At 74.2% G+C, this 15,284-nt stretch carries 14 protein-coding genes; 7 read left to right on the forward strand and 7 right to left on the reverse strand.

Going from position 1 to position 15,284, the window contains the following annotated elements:
• Window positions 1-120: 120 nt before the first annotated feature.
• From trpC to ACFWB8_RS18215, 7 genes are all read left to right on the forward strand, one after another.
• Window positions 121-930, forward strand: coding sequence for an indole-3-glycerol phosphate synthase TrpC (gene trpC / locus ACFWB8_RS18185; RefSeq protein WP_385227376.1), 810 nt, complete (start codon window positions 121-123; stop codon window positions 928-930).
• 9 nt (window positions 931-939) lie between these two features.
• A complete protein-coding gene (trpM, locus tag ACFWB8_RS18190; protein WP_385227379.1) occupies window positions 940-1,149 on the forward strand; it encodes a tryptophan biosynthesis modulator TrpM in 210 nt (69 codons plus the stop codon).
• Window positions 1,150-1,348: 199 nt separating this feature from the next.
• Window positions 1,349-2,605, forward strand: a complete 1,257-nt coding sequence (gene trpB / locus ACFWB8_RS18195; protein ID WP_385227382.1) for a tryptophan synthase subunit beta — start codon at window positions 1,349-1,351, stop codon at window positions 2,603-2,605.
• The gene (gene trpA / locus ACFWB8_RS18200) at window positions 2,602-3,417 is read left to right on the forward strand and encodes a tryptophan synthase subunit alpha (protein WP_385227385.1); all 816 of its coding nucleotides are present in this window, start codon (window positions 2,602-2,604) and stop codon (window positions 3,415-3,417) included. The genes trpB and trpA overlap by 4 nt, the downstream gene beginning before the upstream one ends.
• 95 nt (window positions 3,418-3,512) lie before the next feature.
• Window positions 3,513-4,451, forward strand: a complete 939-nt coding sequence (locus tag ACFWB8_RS18205; protein WP_385227388.1) for a DsbA family protein — start codon at window positions 3,513-3,515, stop codon at window positions 4,449-4,451.
• An 86-nt stretch (window positions 4,452-4,537) separates the two neighbouring features.
• On the forward strand, window positions 4,538-5,551 hold the full coding sequence (lgt, locus tag ACFWB8_RS18210; RefSeq protein WP_385227391.1) for a prolipoprotein diacylglyceryl transferase: 1,014 nt from the start codon (window positions 4,538-4,540) through the stop codon (window positions 5,549-5,551).
• 92 nt (window positions 5,552-5,643) lie between these two features.
• Window positions 5,644-7,035 carry a glycosyl hydrolase family 28-related protein gene (locus ACFWB8_RS18215; protein ID WP_385227395.1) on the forward strand — a complete coding sequence of 464 codons (1,392 nt, stop codon included), beginning with the start codon at window positions 5,644-5,646 and terminating at the stop codon, window positions 7,033-7,035.
• Between the two features lie 26 nt (window positions 7,036-7,061).
• Here the strand turns inward: ACFWB8_RS18215 and ACFWB8_RS18220 are convergent, their stop codons facing one another.
• From ACFWB8_RS18220 to ACFWB8_RS18250, 7 genes are read right to left on the reverse strand one after another with little or no spacing between them, the layout of a single operon-like run.
• Window positions 7,062-7,874 (reverse strand): HpcH/HpaI aldolase/citrate lyase family protein, encoded by an 813-nt coding sequence (locus ACFWB8_RS18220; RefSeq protein ID WP_385227398.1) that lies wholly within the window; start codon window positions 7,872-7,874, stop codon window positions 7,062-7,064.
• Complete coding sequence (locus ACFWB8_RS18225; protein WP_385227401.1) at window positions 7,871-9,094, reverse strand: CaiB/BaiF CoA transferase family protein; 1,224 nt, start codon at window positions 9,092-9,094, stop codon at window positions 7,871-7,873. The genes ACFWB8_RS18220 and ACFWB8_RS18225 overlap by 4 nt, the downstream gene beginning before the upstream one ends.
• Window positions 9,091-9,996, reverse strand: coding sequence for a ribokinase (gene rbsK, locus ACFWB8_RS18230; protein WP_385227404.1), 906 nt, complete (start codon window positions 9,994-9,996; stop codon window positions 9,091-9,093). The genes ACFWB8_RS18225 and rbsK overlap by 4 nt, the downstream gene beginning before the upstream one ends.
• On the reverse strand, window positions 9,993-11,450 hold the full coding sequence (locus tag ACFWB8_RS18235) for an ADP-ribosylglycohydrolase family protein (protein WP_385227407.1): 1,458 nt from the start codon (window positions 11,448-11,450) through the stop codon (window positions 9,993-9,995). Before ACFWB8_RS18235 ends, rbsK begins: the two co-directional genes overlap by 4 nt.
• Window positions 11,440-12,591 carry an ADP-ribosylglycohydrolase family protein gene (locus tag ACFWB8_RS18240; RefSeq protein WP_385227410.1) on the reverse strand — a complete coding sequence of 384 codons (1,152 nt, stop codon included), beginning with the start codon at window positions 12,589-12,591 and terminating at the stop codon, window positions 11,440-11,442. The genes ACFWB8_RS18235 and ACFWB8_RS18240 overlap by 11 nt, the downstream gene beginning before the upstream one ends.
• Window positions 12,588-14,054 (reverse strand): ADP-ribosylglycohydrolase family protein, encoded by a 1,467-nt coding sequence (locus ACFWB8_RS18245; RefSeq protein WP_385227414.1) that lies wholly within the window; start codon window positions 14,052-14,054, stop codon window positions 12,588-12,590. The genes ACFWB8_RS18240 and ACFWB8_RS18245 overlap by 4 nt, the downstream gene beginning before the upstream one ends.
• Window positions 14,051-15,037 carry an ADP-ribosylglycohydrolase family protein gene (locus ACFWB8_RS18250; RefSeq protein ID WP_385227417.1) on the reverse strand — a complete coding sequence of 329 codons (987 nt, stop codon included), beginning with the start codon at window positions 15,035-15,037 and terminating at the stop codon, window positions 14,051-14,053. The genes ACFWB8_RS18245 and ACFWB8_RS18250 overlap by 4 nt, the downstream gene beginning before the upstream one ends.
• Between the last annotated feature and the right edge of the window lie 247 nt (window positions 15,038-15,284).

Genomic DNA, 15,284 nt, shown 5'->3' on the forward strand with positions numbered 1-15,284 from the left:
CGCCGTCAACCGCGTGCGGAGGGCAAGGCGTCCTGCGGATACCATTTGAATTGCCGACCTTGCTGTTGAACGTGTCTGCAAGGCGGCCGACCGTCATCGACCCGGAAGGGGGCCGCTCGCGTGAGTGTGCTCGACGAGATCATCGAAGGGGTCCGCGAAGACCTTGCCGAACGGCAGGCGCGCGTCAGCCTCGACGAGCTCAAGGAGCGTGCCGCCAAGGCGCCCCAGGCCAAGGACGGCGTCGCTGCCCTGCGCGGCGACAGCGTCAAGGTGATCTGCGAGGTCAAGCGCTCCAGCCCGTCCAAGGGCGCGCTGGCGGCCATCGCCGATCCGGCCGCGCTCGCCGCAGACTACGAGGCGGGCGGTGCGGCGGTCATCTCCGTGCTGACCGAGCAGCGCCGCTTCGGCGGCTCGCTGGCCGACCTGGAGGCCGTCCGCGCCCGCGTGGACATCCCGATCCTGCGCAAGGACTTCATCGTCACGGCGTACCAGCTGTGGGAGGCCCGCGCCTACGGCGCCGACCTCGTGCTGCTGATCGTCGCGGCCCTGGACCAGGAGGCCCTCGTCTCCCTCATCGAGCGGGCCGAGTCCATCGGCCTCACCCCGCTCGTGGAGGTCCACGACGAGGAGGAGGTCGAGCGCGCGGTCGCCGCCGGTGCCAAGATCATCGGCGTCAACGCCCGCAACCTCAAGGACCTCAAGGTCGACCGCTCCACCTTCGAGCGCGTCGTCGGCGAGATCCCGGCCCACATCGTCAAGATCGCCGAGTCCGGCATCCGTGGGCCGCACGACCTGATCGCCTACGCCAACGAGGGCGCCGACGCCGTCCTCGTAGGGGAGTCCCTGGTGACCGGACGCGACCCGAAGGCGGCCGTGGCCGACCTCGTCGCCGCCGGCGCCCACCCCGCCCTGCGCCACGGGCGGAGCTGACCCGCACCCATGGCACCCGACCGCTCCTCCGTCCGCACCCGACCGGGCTCCGGCCCGGCCGCCGTGCCGACGGCACACGCGCCCCTGGCGCGCGGCTGCCGCCCCCGCGGCTGCCGCGCCCCGGCCCGGCGTGTGCACGGGCGACGGGTGCGCTATGTGATCGGCTCCGAGCCCGGTCAGGTCAACGGCATGCGATGGCGTCGCGGAGTCGCGCCGTAACGAGGAGTGCCGCCCCCGGTGTACGCCGTACACCGCGGCCGCCGGCGTCCCCGTACGTCCTGCCGCCCCGCCGACCGGCTCCGGGGGCGGGACGCTCCGTACCGTACGCACGGCATGCCCCAGCGGGGTGTGCGCGCGACGGGCGGACGGCGCAATACGGTGAAAACCACCCGTGACGCAATCCGTAGGAGCACCTGGCATGTCCAGCACCGCGAGCGAGTTCTTCATCCCGGACCCGGAGGGTCACGTCCCCAACGCCGAGGGCTACTTCGGCGACTTCGGCGGCAAGTTCATCCCGGAGGCGCTCGTCGCCGCCGTGGACGAGGTCGCCGTCGAGTACGAGAAGGCCAAGAACGACCCGGCCTTCGCGGCCGAGCTCGATGACCTGATGGTCAACTACACGGGCCGCCCCAGCTCCCTCACCGAGGTGCCCCGCTTCGCCGAGCACGCCGGCGGCGCGCGGATCTTCCTCAAGCGCGAAGACCTGAACCACACCGGCTCGCACAAGATCAACAACGTGCTGGGCCAGGCGCTGCTCACCAAGCGCATGGGCAAGACCCGCGTCATCGCCGAGACCGGCGCCGGCCAGCACGGCGTGGCCACCGCCACCGCCTGCGCCCTCTTCGGCCTCGAGTGCACCATCTACATGGGCGAGATCGACACCCAGCGCCAGGCGCTGAACGTCGCCCGCATGCGGATGCTCGGCGCCGAGGTCATTGCGGTGAAGTCCGGCTCCCGCACCCTCAAGGACGCCATCAACGAGGCGTTCCGCGACTGGGTCGCCAATGTGGACCGGACCCACTACCTCTTCGGCACGGTCGCCGGCCCCCACCCCTTCCCGGCCATGGTCCGCGACTTCCACCGGGTCATCGGTGTCGAGGCCCGCCGCCAGATCCTGGAGCGCACGGGCCGGCTGCCCGACGCCGTCGCGGCCTGCGTCGGCGGCGGCTCCAACGCCATCGGCCTCTTCCACGCCTTCATCCCGGACGCCGACGTCCGCCTGGTCGGCTTCGAGCCCGCCGGACACGGCGTGGAGAGCGGCGAGCACGCGGCCACCCTGACCGCCGGCGAGCCCGGGATCCTGCACGGCTCCCGCAGCTACGTCCTCCAGGACGAGGAGGGCCAGATCACCGAGCCGTACTCGATCTCGGCCGGTCTGGACTACCCGGGCATCGGCCCGGAGCACTCCTACCTCAAGGACACCGGCCGCGGCGAGTACCGCGCGGTCACCGACGACCAGGCGATGCAGGCGCTGCGCCTGCTCTCGCGCACCGAGGGCATCATCCCGGCGATCGAGTCCGCGCACGCCCTGGCCGGCGCCCTCGACCTGGGCAAGGAGCTGGGCAAGGACGGGCTGATCGTGGTCAACCTGTCCGGCCGCGGCGACAAGGACATGGACACGGCGGCCCGCTACTTCGGGCTGTACGACGGCGCTGCCGAAGGGGAGTCGAAGTGAGCACCGGCAACATCGAGCTGCTGAGCAGGACGCTCGCCAAGGCCAAGTCCGAGAACCGCGCGGCCCTGGTCGCCTACCTCCCGGCCGGCTTCCCGACCGTGGACGGGGCCATCGAGGCCGCCAAGGCGGTCCTCGCGGGCGGTGCGGACGTGGTCGAGATCGGCCTCCCGCACAGCGACCCCGTGCTGGACGGCGCGATCATCCAGACCGCCGACGACATCGCCCTGCGCGGCGGCGTCAAGATCGCCGACGTGCTGCGCACCGTGCGCGAGGCGCACGAGGCGACCGGCGCCCCGATCCTGGTGATGACGTACTGGAACCCCATCGACCGCTACGGCGTCGAGCGGTTCACGGCCGAGCTGGCCGCGGCCGGCGGCGCGGGCTGCATCCTGCCCGACCTGCCGGTCCAGGAGTCCGCGCTGTGGCGCGAGCACGCGGAGAAGCACGCTCTGGCGACCGTCTTCGTCGTGGCCCCCAGCAGCAAGGACGCGCGCCTGGCCACCATCACGGCGGCCGGCTCCGGCTTCGTCTACGCCGCTTCGCTGATGGGCGTCACGGGCACCCGCGAATCGGTCGGCAACGAGGCCCAGGACCTGGTGCGCCGCACCCGCGCGACCACCGAGATGCCGGTCTGCGTCGGCCTGGGGGTCTCCAACGCCGTCCAGGCCAAGGAGGTCGCCGGCTTCGCCGACGGCGTCATCGTCGGCTCGGCCTTCGTCAAGCTGCTGCTGGACGCGCCGGACGAGGCCGCGGGCCTGGCCGCCGTGCGGGCTCTGGCGGGCGAGCTTGCGGAAGGCGTACGCAGGTCCTGACGCCGGGCGGGCCCCGACCGGGGTTCTGTAGCCCGTTCGAGTGGAAACGGGAGCGGGGAGGCACGCGAGTGCCTCCCCGCTTCGTTTGGCCGAACGTGAGCGAGAAGAACGACGGTGCGAACCGCGATGCGACGAAACGATCGGCCCGGGAGCGACTCCTCGTGGAGCGCGAGCGGCAGAAGACCCGGGACAAGCGCCGGCGGACCCTCGTCGTGGCGTCGGCGGTGGTCGGCGTACTCGGCCTGGCGGCCGTCGTCGGCCTGATCGCGGCCAACACCGGAAAGGACGGCTCCTCGGCCAAGGGCGGTCCCGTGGTGGCCCCCTCGGGAGCCACCGGCAAGGACGCGCTCGCCATCCGGGCCGGCAAGGACGGGGCCAAGTCCACCCTCACCGTGTGGGAGGACTTCCGCTGCCCGGCCTGCAAGGCCTTCGAGGACAACTACCGGGCCGTCATCCAGGAGCTGGAGGCCAAGGGGCTGCTCAAGGTCGACTACCACCTGGCGACCCTGATCGACGGGAACATGGGCGGCAGCGGATCGCTGCGGGCCGCCAATGCGGCCGCCTGCGCCCAGGACGCCGGCAAGTTCCCCGCGTACCACGACGTGCTCTTCCAGAACCAGCCGGAGGAGGTCAACGACGCGTACGCGAAGAACGCGAAGCTGCTGGAGCTGGCGGGCAAGGTGGAGGGGCTCGACACCGCCGAGTTCCGCTCCTGCGTCGAGGACGGCAAGCACGACGCCTGGGTGATGAAGTCGAATGAGGCCTTCCGGGCCGGGAAGTTCCGCGGCACCCCGACCGTGCAGCTCGACGGCAAGGACATCTTCGCCGACCAGGCCAATCCGCTGACCCCGCAGAAGCTCAAGGAGCAGGTGGAGGCTGCGGCCAAGGGCACGGGCGGCGCGTCGGCCGCCCCGAAGCCCTCGGCGTCCGGGTCGGCGTCGGCCTCGCCGTCGGCCTCCGCGTCGGCTTCGGCGTCCGCCAGGTCGAAGGCGGGCGCCCCCAGGTCCACCCCCCGGGGGACTTCGCAGGAGTAGGGCCGGTTTGGGTCAGTCTCGATTCAGCAGCACCTTGCCGGGCGGTTGCGGTCCCCGCCGCCCGGCAGGGTAGCGTCGGGTCTGCCATGAACCTTGCCTTCATTCCCAGTCCGTCGACCGGCGTGATCCATCTCGGACCGATCCCGCTGCGCGGCTACGCGTTCTGCATCATCATCGGCGTCTTCGTCGCCGTCTGGCTCGGCAACAAGCGCTGGGTCGCCCGCGGCGGAAAGCCCGGCACGGTCGCGGACATCGCCGTGTGGGCGGTTCCGTTCGGCCTGGTCGGCGGTCGCCTCTACCACGTGATCACCGACTACCAGCTCTACTTCGGTGAGGGCCGCGACTGGGTCGACGCCTTCAAGATCTGGCAGGGCGGCCTCGGCATCTGGGGCGCCATCGCGCTGGGCGCGGTCGGCGCCTGGATCGGCTGCCGTCGGCGCGGCATCCCGCTGCCGGCCTGGGCGGACGCCCTCGCCCCCGGGATCGCGCTGGCCCAGGCCTGCGGGCGCTGGGGCAACTGGTTCAACCAGGAGCTGTACGGCCGCGCCACCGACCTGCCCTGGGCGGTGAAGATCAGCGACGGACCGAACCGGGTCGCCGGGACGTACCACCCGACCTTCCTGTACGAGTCGCTGTGGTGCATCGGCGTCGCCGCCCTGGTGATCTGGGCCGACCGCCGCTTCAAGCTCGGGCACGGGCGGGCGTTCGCGCTGTACGTCGCCGCGTACTGCGTCGGCCGCGGCTGGATCGAGTACATGCGGGTCGACGAGGCCCACCACATCCTGGGCCTGCGGCTGAACGTCTGGACCTCGATCGTCGTGTTCGTCCTCGCCGTCACCTACTTCGTGCTGTCGGCGAAGCTGCGGCCGGGCCGCGAGGAAGTCGTGGAGCCGGACCCCTCCGGCGCTCCGGCCGCGGACGCTTCGGCTCTGGCCGCGGACGCTTCGGCTCCGGCGGCGGCCGCGGATGCCGACGCGGATGCGGATGCGGACGCCCCGGCAGAGCCGAAGGACGCCGAGGCCGCGGACGCCGCCGAGACCGGCAAGGCGGTCGACCCCGAGACGGACGCGCCCGCCGACGCCAAGGCCGACAAGGCCTGACACGGTCCGACCGAAGGGGCGCCGCGCGGACGCGGCGCCCCTTCGGCATGTCCGGGACCTGCCACACCCGGCTGGCATGATCATGTCTGACGATGATCGTTGTCGAGGGGGAGAACATGACCGGACAGCCGAAGACCGCCCGCAGGGCGCTGCTCACCGGGGCCGTGGCCGGACTGGCCGCTGGCGCCGCCGTGATGACCACCGGCGGGACGGCCGCGGCGGCCACGGCCGCGGGCACGCCCGACTGGTTCGACGTCAAGACGCACGGGGCGATCGGCGACGGCGCGGCCGACGACGCCCCCGCGATCCAGCGGGCGCTCGACGCGGCGGCCGCCGCGGGCGGCGGCACCGTCTACTTCCCCGTCGGGAAGTACCTGGTCAAGCCCACCGCCGGGCAGCCGGCCCTGGCCGTCAAGGGCGACGGCATCCGCCTCGCCGGCGCCGGAGCCAAGGCGGCCACGCTGATCAAGGGCGGCGACGGCATCCTGCTGCGGATGTCCGGCACCGGCCCCTCCGGCTCGACGGGCTCCACCCACCGCCGCTACTGCTCGGTGGAGAACCTCGGCTTCAACGGCAACCGCAAGACCGGACTGCTGCTGGAGCTCTACTACAACAACAACTCCTACTTCCGCGACGTCTTCATGTCGTCGAACAACGACATGTGCATCGACGCCGTCGAGTTCTGGGACTCCCGCTTCTACAACCTCGTCATCGAGGACAGCACCGGCGCCACCGGCAGCACCACCCAGCCCAACATCTGGCTGCGCAACGCCTCCTCCGCCACCGCGGACACCTGGGGTTACAGCCAGGACAACATCAACCAGATCCACTTCACCGGCTGCCGCCTGGAGGCCTTCGGCACCGGCGCGCTGTGGATCGGCCAGGGCGCCGTCACCTCCAACAACCCCAACGGCGTCTACATCACGGACTGCAAGTTCGAGACCTCCCGGATGCAGGGCGGCCCGCACCTGAAGACCGACGCCGGCTCCAAGCACGTCTACGCCACGAACATCTACTGCTACGCGGGCGACTTCGCGGCCGGTACCCCGGCCACCGCGCGCAACATCATCAGCTGGGCGGCCAGTTCCAGCGCCCTGGAGAACGTGGTCATCGCCAACAAGGCGGGGAAGGCCACCGTCAACGCGGGCGTGGCCCTCTACTCCGGCCCCGGCTCGACGGCGGTGCTGCGCAACGTCGTGGGCCTCTACGGCACCGCACCGACCGGCACCCACATCTACTACGAGCAGTCGTCCACCGGCGACTTCCGGGTGGAGAACAGCTACGGCAGCAGCGGCGCCCAGGCCACCGGCACGGTCCCGGTCAAGAACGCCCCGAACCCGCCGCTGCGGCTGGTCCCGGGACCGGTCAACGACGCCTCCTTCACCCGCCCGCCGCTGGACGGCACGATGGCCGTGGACTCGGTCAACAAGCGGCTGTACGTACGGGTCGGCGGCCAGTGGCTCTGGTCGGCCCTCAACGACTGATCATCCCGGCGGGTCGCCCCGGCCGGTCACCGGTCGGTGCGCCGGGACAGCGTCAGGGTGCGGTGCGCCGCCGCCACGACCGCCGGGTCCACGAACCGGCCGTCGGGCAGCGCCTGCGCACCCGGCGTGGCCCGCGCGGCCGTGACGATCTCCTGGGCCGCGGTGATCTCCTCCGGGCCGGGCAGGTAGGACCGCTCGATCACCGGGAGCTGGCGCGGGTGGATCGCCGCCCGGCCCAGGAAGCCGAGGGCGCGGCCGCGCGCGCAGGAGACGGCCAGCGCCTCCAGGTCCCGGATGTCGGGGAACACCGACTGGGCCGGGGGCGCCAGACCCGCCGCCCGGGCGGCGAGCACCACCCGCGAGCGCGGCCAGTCCAGCCCCGCCTCGGCGCTGACCCCGAGGTCGGCCCGTAGATCGGCCTCCCCGAGGGAGAGCCCGCGCAGGGCGGGGTGCGCGCGGCCGATCTCGTACGCGCGCTCCACGCCCAGCGCGGACTCCAGCAGGGCGTACAGGGCCACCCCGCCGGTGCGCTCGGCGACGCCGGAGACCTGCTCGGGCGCGGAGACCTTCGGCAGACGCAGCCCTGCCAGGCCCCGCAGACCGCTCAGGGCGGCGAGGTCGGCGCCGGCCCAGGGGGACTCCAGGGCGTTGACCCGTACGTGGACGGGGACCTGGTGGTCCCCGGTGAGCAGTTCGGCGGTGGCGGCGCGGGCGTACTCCTTGCGGGAGGCCGACACCGCGTCCTCCAGGTCCACGATCACGGCGTCGGCCCCGGAGCGCAGGGCCTTGACGACCACCTCGGGGCGGTCGCCGGGCACGTACAGCCAGGTCAGGATCACAGGGCCCCCTCGCTGCGCAGAGCAATGATCTCGGCCGGGCTCAGGCCGAGTTCGGTGAGGACGGCGTCGGTGTCGGCGCCGTGCGGGCGGCCGGCCCAGTGGATCCCGCCGGGGGTCCCGGAGAGCCGGAAGAGGACGTTCTGCATGCGGATCGGGCCGAGTTCCGGGTCCTCGACCTCGGTGACCGTGCCGAGGGCCGCGTACTGGGGGTCGGCCATGACGTCCCGTACGTCGTAGACCTGCGCGACCGCGGCCTGGGCGTCCTCGAAGGCGGCCACGACCTCCTCCGCCTTGTGGCGGGCGATCCAGCCGCCCACCGCCTCGTCGAGCACGTGCGCGTGGGCCGCCCGCCCCGAGCCGGTCGCGAACCACGGCTCGGCGATCAGCTCGGGCCGGCCCACCAGCCGCAGCACGCGCTCGGCGATCGACTGGGTGGAGGCGGAGACCGCCAGCCAGCGGTCGTCCGCGCTGCGGTAGGTGTTGCGGGGGGCGTTGTTGGTGGAGCGGTTGCCGGTGCGCGGCTGGACGTAGCCGAGCTGGTCGTACCAGAGCGGGTGCGGGCCGAGCACCGTCAGGATCGGCTCGATGATGGCCAGGTCCACGACCTGGCCCTGCCCGGTGCGGTCGCGGCCGGCCAGCGCCGTCATCACGGCGTACGCGGTGGTCAGCGCGGCGATCGAGTCCGCGAGCCCGAACGGCGGCAGCGTCGGCGGCCCGTCCGGCTCGCCGGTGATCGCGGCGAACCCGCTCATCGCCTCCGCGAGGGTGCCGAAGCCCGGGCGGTGGGCGTACGGGCCCTGCTGGCCGAAGGCGGTGACGCGGGTCAGGATCAGCCGCGGGTTGGCGGCGGACAGCTCGGGCCAGCCCAGTCCCCAGCGCTCCAGGGTGCCGGGCCGGAAGTTCTCCACGATCACGTCGGCGGTGGCGGCGAGGCGCAGCAGGGTGTCCCGGCCGCCCGGGGTGGAGAGGTCCAGGGTCATCGTCCGCTTGTTCCGCCCGAGGAGCTTCCACCAGAGCCCGATGCCGTCCTTGGCGGGACCGTGGCCGCGGGAGGGGTCGGGGCGGTGGGGGTGCTCGACCTTGACCACCTCGGCGCCGAAGTCGCCGAGCAGGGTGGCGGCGAGGGGGCCCGCGAAGAGGGTGGCCAGGTCGAGGACCCGCAGTCCGGCGAGGGGGGCGGGGGCGACGCCGGTACCGGTGCCAGTGCCGGTGCCGGTCATGACCGTTCCTCTGGCCCGGCGAAGGCGTCGGTCTCGGCGCGGGACGGCATCGAGTCCTGGGCGCCGGGCCGCTGGACGGACAGCGCGGCGGCCGCGGAGGCCCAGCGCAGCGCCTCGGGCACGGGCCGGCCCTCGCCGAGGGCCACCGCGAGCGCGCCGACGAAGGTGTCCCCGGCCGCGGTGGTGTCCACGGCCCGGACCCGGGGCGCGGGCACGGTCAGCGGCTCCCGCCCGCGGGCGGCGTACAGCACCCCGGCCGCGCCGAGGGTGACGACCACCTCGGGCACGTCGTTCAGCAGCGCTTCGGCGGCCTGGCGGGGGTCGGTGAGCCCGGTGAGGGCGGCGGCCTCGTGCTCGTTGGGCACCAGCAGGTCGGTGGCGGCGAGGAGTTCGGGCGGCAGGGGCTGGGCGGGAGCCGGGGTGAGGACGGTGCGCACGCCGTGGGCGCGGGCGGCCCGGGCCCCGGCGAGGACGGCGGCCAGGGGGAGTTCGAGCTGGAGGAGGAGGGAGCCGGCGGCGGCGATGCGGGACTCGTCCCCCACCTCCAGGCCCGTGACGTGGGCGTTCGCGCCCGGGATGACGATGATGCTGTTGCCGCCCTCGTCGTCCACGGTGATGTGCGCGGTGCCGCTGGCGCCCTCGACGGTGCGCAGCGCGGCCGTCTCGACCCCGGCCGCGGCGAGCGCGGAGCGCAGCCGTACGCCGAACTCGTCGGCGCCGACCGCGCCGATCATCACCACCTCCCCGCCGGAGCGGGCGGCGGCGACGGCCTGGTTGGCGCCCTTGCCGCCGGGAACAGTGCGGAAAGCGCGGCCGGTCACGGTCTCGCCGAGGCGGGGGGCCTTGGGGACGTAGGCCACGAGGTCCATGTTGGTACTGCCGAGCACGGCGATGGCCGTCATGAGCGTGCTGCCTCCTGTGCGGTGAGGTGGGCGAGGGTGTCGAAGCCGGCGCCGTCGAAGCCGGCGACGGTCGTGGCGAGGCGGTTCTTGAGCGGGGCGGACCAGCGGTGCGGGACCTCGCCGGCGATCAGCGCGGAGAGGGCGCCGGCGGTGGCCCCGTTGGAGTCGGTGTCCCAACCCCCGGACACGGCACGGCAGATGGAGTGGCCGAAGTCGCCGTCCGCGTGCGTGAGGGCGGCGGCGATCAGGGCGGTGTTGGGGAGGGCGTGGACCCAGTGGTGGTGGCCGTAGCGGGCGTGCAGGCGGTCGACGACCCGCTCGAAGTCGGCCTCGCGCTCCGCCGTGGTGATCCCGAAGCGGACGGCTTCGGCGAGGCGTGAGCGGGGCGGTACGACGGCCAGCCCGGCCCGGAGCGCGGTATGGACGTCGGCCCGGCCGGCGGCGGCCCGCGCGGTCGCGGCGGCGATGAAGAGCGCGGCGTAGACGCCGTTGGCGGTGTGGGTGAGGGCGGCGTCCCGGTACGCCTGGGCCGCGGCGGCGGCCGGGTCGCCCGGGTTGGTCCAGCCGTGGACGTCGGCGCGGATGAGGGCGCCGATCCATTCGCGGAAGGGGTTGTGGCGGGTGGCGGTGTCGGGGGGCTCCAGCCCTTGGAGGAGGTTGCGGTAGGCGATGCGCTCGGCGGTGAAGGTGCGGCCGGCGGGGAGTTCGTCGAGCCAGAGGCGGCCGAGGTCGGCGGTGGTGAACGTCTTGCCGTGGCGCTGGAGCAGGAGGAGCCCGAGGAGGGGGTGGTTGAGGTCGTCGTCCTCGGGCATGCCGTCGATGTTCTCGGCGAGGGAGGTGGGGGCGGAGCGGCGGTTCCACGGGTGGGCGGCGAGCAGCTCGGCGGGAACGCCCTTGGCGGTGAACCAGTCGTCGAGCGGCCAGTTCCCGGTGGCCCGGGCCAGCGCCCGGATCCCGTGGAGCGGCAGCTTCTCGACGGGCTTCCCGAGCAGACACCCGGCGGCCCGTCCCACCCACGCGGCCTCCAGCCTGTGCCGCAGCCCGGGCCCGACCGGCCCCGTCACCGGGGCGGGGTCGGTGGAGGGCGGTGGTGCGGGCCAGGAAGCGGTGATGGCCGGCCAGGATTCCGGCTCGTCGGGGCCCAGTGGGCGCGGGAGCTCGGCGAGCTCGTCCAGCAGGCGGGCCGCCAGGGTGCGGAGCCGCGGCGGGGCAGGGGCGGGGGAGGCCCCGGCCCGCTCGGGCGCCGTGTGCCCGCCGGCGGCCAGCCAGGCCCGCAGCAGTGGCTCGGCGGCCCGCGCCCGGCCGTCCTCGGCCGCCTGCCGGAACTCGTGCCCGACCAGATCCTCCGGCTGCGCCCAGGTCAGCCGGATCAGATCGGCGCCGTGGGCGGCGGCCACACCCGGGCCGGGGCGGGCGGGGGCCCCGGGGGGAGGGGCCGGGCGGTCAGAGGTCATCGGGGGGCGTGATCGCGGAGAAGGCCGACTCGTGGGCGCGGCGGCGGTCGCGGTCGCGGACGAAGACCTCCCGGGCCACAGCGGCCAGTGACGCGGCCGGGGCGTGCAGGTCCAGGCGGCTCGCCTCCGCGACCTGCTTCGCCCAGGCGGCGGGGATCACGGCCTCGCCGCCCATCGCTCCCGCGAGCGCCCCGGCCATCGTGGCGATCGAGTCGCAGTCCCGGCCGTAGTTGACGGCGCCGAGCACCGCGGCCTCGTACGCCCCGTCCGCGACGAGCAGCATCCCGAGGGCGATCGGGAGTTCCTCGATGGAGTGCAGGCGCGAGGGTCGGCGCGCGCCGAGCGAGGGAGCGCGGTAGTCCGGGCCGACCGAGTCGTACGGGACCACCGCCGCCCGGAGCGGGGCGAGCGCCGACTCGAAGTCCCGGTGGCGCGAAGCGGCTTCGCGTACGGCCGCGATGGCGGCGCGGGTGCCGTCCTTGGCCAGGGACAGCGCGGTGTCCACCACCGACGCGGCCGTGGCCCCGGGGGCGCAGGCCGCCGCGACCGCCGCGGCGAACACCCCCGCGGCTTCCCGCCCGTACGAGGACTGGTGCGCCCCGGCGATGTCCAGGGCCTCGGCGTAGGCCCCGGCGGGATGTCCCGCGTTGACGATGCCGACCGGCGCCATGTACATCGCCGCCCCGCAGTTGACGATGTTGCCCTCGCCGGCCTCGCGCGGATCGGCGTGGGCGTAGTGGATCCGGGTGACGATCCACTTCTCCGCGAGGAAGACCCGCTGGAGGGGCAGGGCTTGCGCCTCCAGCTCCGGGATCCAGCGCGGTGTCGACATCAGGTCCGGGACCAGGTGCTCGGCGACCGCGTAGGCGTCCAGGTGGTCCCGCACGGCCTCGTAGACCCGTACCAGCGCGTGCGTCATGAGGGTGTCGTCCGTGACGTGCCCGTCGCCCTTGTGGTAGGGGGCGATCGGCCTGGCCGTACGCCAGTCCGCGTACCAGGGGCCGACGATGCCGTGCACCCGGCCGCCGTGCCGTTCCACGATCTGTTCCGGGCTCCAGCCCTCCACCGGGCCGCCGAGGGCGTCGCCGACGGCGGCTCCGACCAGAGCGCCTGCGGCCCGGTCCTCCAATGTGAGCGTCATGTCCGAATCATCATTCCTTGGGTGTGGGTGTGGGTCTGGTTCTGGTTCTGGGGCTTGGGCGAGGTGAGTTCCGTACGCGCGAGCAGCGCGGCGAGTTCGACGAGATCGGTGCCCGCGAGTCGGGGCAGGGCGCAGCCGGAGAGGGTCCGGCAGGCGTCGCGCCAGGCGGCGGGGATCGAGTCGCCGCCGCCGAGCGCGCCGGTGAGCGCGCCGGCGAGGGCCGGGGCGGAGTCCGCGACGCGGGACAGGCAGGCGGCGGCCGGTACCGCCTCGACGACCTTGCCGCGGGCGGCGGTTGCGAGGGCGAGGGCGACCGGGACGGTCTCGGCGGCGGCGATTCCGTAGCTGTAGACGTGGTCCACGATCTCGTGCTCGAGGGTGGGGACGATGGCGAACGCGCCGCCACCGCCCGTATGGGTACGGGCGAGTGTGACGGCGTGACGGGCGTTGCGGCCGATCTCGGTGGCCTCGGGGAGCTGGCCGAGGGCCGCCTCGACGGCGGTGTCCGTGTCGGCGCCGCCGAGCGCGGTGGCGATGGCGGCGGCCATGGCGCGGGCGCCGTGGACGCCGTCGCCGTCCTGGGTGTAGCGGGCGTCGAACTCGGCGAGGTCGGCGGCCGCGGCCGGGTCGCCGGGGTGGACGACGGCCAGGACGCAGGCGCGGATGCAGGCGGCGTCGTCGAAGTAGTGCGGGTTGTCGTGCCCGGTGGCGGGCGGGCGCAGCCCGGCGGCGAGGTTGCCGAGGCCGGCCCGTACGGAGATCCGGGCGCGCAGCGGCAGCACCGCCGACTCCACCTCCGGGGCCCGCTCGGCCGCGGCCGCGACCTCGCTGGCCAGGGCGTTCCACGCCAGGTCGATGGCGGCCCGCATCCGCCGCGACCGGCTCAGGTCGCTGAGCAGGACCCCGGCCGCCGTCAGGACGGACTCGGCGGCGAAGGCGGCCCACTCGGCGTCGTCGGACGGGCCGAGGCGCAGGGGTTCGGGGGGCTGGTTCAAGGCGATCGGGACGGGGAGGGTCGTGGTCGCGTTCTGCTCGGCGAAGGTGTCGAGCTCGCGGGTGAGGCGACGCGTCCACTCGGGCATCCGGCTGGCGCGGTGGCGTGCCGCGGGCCATCCGGCGGCGTCGCCCGCGGCCAGGCCGAGCAGCAGCCCCTCGATCCGCCGGACCCCGCCGCCCACCGCGGCCGTGGCCGCGGGCGCCGGTGCCGACGCGGGCGCCGGTGCCGACGCGGGCTCCAGTGCGGGTGAGGAAGCCGGCGCGGGGCCCCGCGCCGGCACCGGTGGAGGCGCGATGGCCGGGGCGGACACGGGAGCCGGCGTGGCGGCGGGAGCCGACACCGTCGCCGGAGCCGCCGTCGGAGCCGCCGTCGGTTCGGCCGTCGGCTTCGGCGGGGGTCCGGACGCAGGGGGCGGGCCGGACAGGGGGTCCGGGGTGAAGGGTGCCGGGGCCGGGGGTGGGGTCATCGGGGGGTCTCGTATTCCGGGGTGAGGAGGTCCGCGATGTCCAGGACGTGGTAGCCGCGCATCGAGGGGAGGCAGCTGCCGCGGACCGGGCCGATCGCCGAGGACCAGGTGGAAGGGATCGCGGAGGTACCGGCCATCGCACCGGACAGCGCGCCCGCCACCGCCGCCGTGGTGTCCGCGTCCCGGCCCATGTTCACCGCCATCAGCACCGAGCCCGCGAAGTCGCCGCCGTACGCGGCGAACGCCCCGAAGGCGAGTCCGACGGCCTCGGGGGCCAGGTCCGTCCACGGGTAGCCGCCGATCACGACCGCCGAGCGGACCGCCCGCTCGCCGCGCGGGGCGGCCGTCACCGCCCGGCGCAGGGAGCGGGCCGTCCAGGAGTCGGACGGGATGACCGACAGCGCCGCCGAGATCACCGAGGCCGCGCTGCCGCCCGCCATCGCCGCCGCGACCCCCGCCGCCACCGCCTGGCCGCCGTAGATGCCCTCGCCGTCGTGGCTCACGCAGCCGTCGATCGCGACCAGGCGCGCCGCCTCCGCGGGGCGGCCCGCCGCGAAGACCCCGAAGGGGGCCGCCCGCATGGCCAGGCCGTCCGACCACGCGTGGCGGTGCTGCGCCGAGATCGGGGCCGCGAGCCCGCGCCGGAGGTTCTCCAGCGTGCCCCGCTCGGAGAAGCCGGCCCCGCGGAACGGTCCCTCGTCGAGGTCCGCGATCCAGTGGTGCCAGGCCCGCTCCACGTGCGAGACCGTGAGCGCCGAGCCGTGGCGGGCCAGCAGCAGCCCGGAGAAGATCGCGTACTCGGTGTCGTCCGTGCCCGCCGGGTCCTCCGACACGAAGCCCTCGATCCGGCCCCACTTCGCCCGGATCTCCGACGGCTTCATGTTCTCCGCGGGGGCGCCCAGCGCGTCACCCACCGCGAGCCCCAGAAGAGCGCCCCGGGCCCGTTCGAGGAGGACCTGCGGATTGCATGCAATCAGCTCCATGGCGCGCCTCTCCACTTGATGGGACTCATCTTGAGCCCTTGGGGGATTTGTGCCACGGCATACGGTTTGTCGCTCGTCGCGAAACACCCCGCCCGCACCCTCGTCACCCGGTCGCCGACCCGTAAAACCCCAGGTAAGTACGGCCTTCCTTGCTGGCGGGCACCCGAAATCGTGCGTAGTTTCGAGGTGTTCAGGGGGAGTGGGTGCCTGCGTGTCGTGCGCGGCGTTGCCTCCGCGTACCCACTCG

The organism is Streptomyces sp. NPDC060031 (genome assembly GCF_042736805.1).
Classification (GTDB): Bacteria; Actinomycetota; Actinomycetes; order Streptomycetales; family Streptomycetaceae; genus Streptomyces.

What these genes read in the sequence shown, in the direction of transcription:
- trpM (WP_385227379.1), top strand. Translation starts at nt 940, where the DNA reads ATGGCACCCGACCGCTCCTCCGTCCGCACCCGACCGGGCTCCGGCCCG.
- rbsK (WP_385227404.1), bottom strand. Translation starts at nt 9,996, where the DNA reads ATGACGGCCATCGCCGTGCTCGGCAGTACCAACATGGACCTCGTGGCC.
- ACFWB8_RS18245 (WP_385227414.1), bottom strand. Translation starts at nt 14,054, where the DNA reads ATGACCCCACCCCCGGCCCCGGCACCCTTCACCCCGGACCCCCTGTCC.
- ACFWB8_RS18225 (WP_385227401.1), bottom strand. Translation starts at nt 9,094, where the DNA reads ATGACCGGCACCGGCACTGGCACCGGTACCGGCGTCGCCCCCGCCCCC.
- ACFWB8_RS18250 (WP_385227417.1), bottom strand. Translation starts at nt 15,037, where the DNA reads ATGGAGCTGATTGCATGCAATCCGCAGGTCCTCCTCGAACGGGCCCGG.
- ACFWB8_RS18215 (WP_385227395.1), top strand. Translation starts at nt 5,644, where the DNA reads ATGATCGTTGTCGAGGGGGAGAACATGACCGGACAGCCGAAGACCGCC.
- trpB (WP_385227382.1), top strand. Translation starts at nt 1,349, where the DNA reads ATGTCCAGCACCGCGAGCGAGTTCTTCATCCCGGACCCGGAGGGTCAC.
- ACFWB8_RS18240 (WP_385227410.1), bottom strand. Translation starts at nt 12,591, where the DNA reads ATGACGCTCACATTGGAGGACCGGGCCGCAGGCGCTCTGGTCGGAGCC.
- ACFWB8_RS18235 (WP_385227407.1), bottom strand. Translation starts at nt 11,450, where the DNA reads ATGACCTCTGACCGCCCGGCCCCTCCCCCCGGGGCCCCCGCCCGCCCC.
- lgt (WP_385227391.1), top strand. Translation starts at nt 4,538, where the DNA reads ATGAACCTTGCCTTCATTCCCAGTCCGTCGACCGGCGTGATCCATCTC.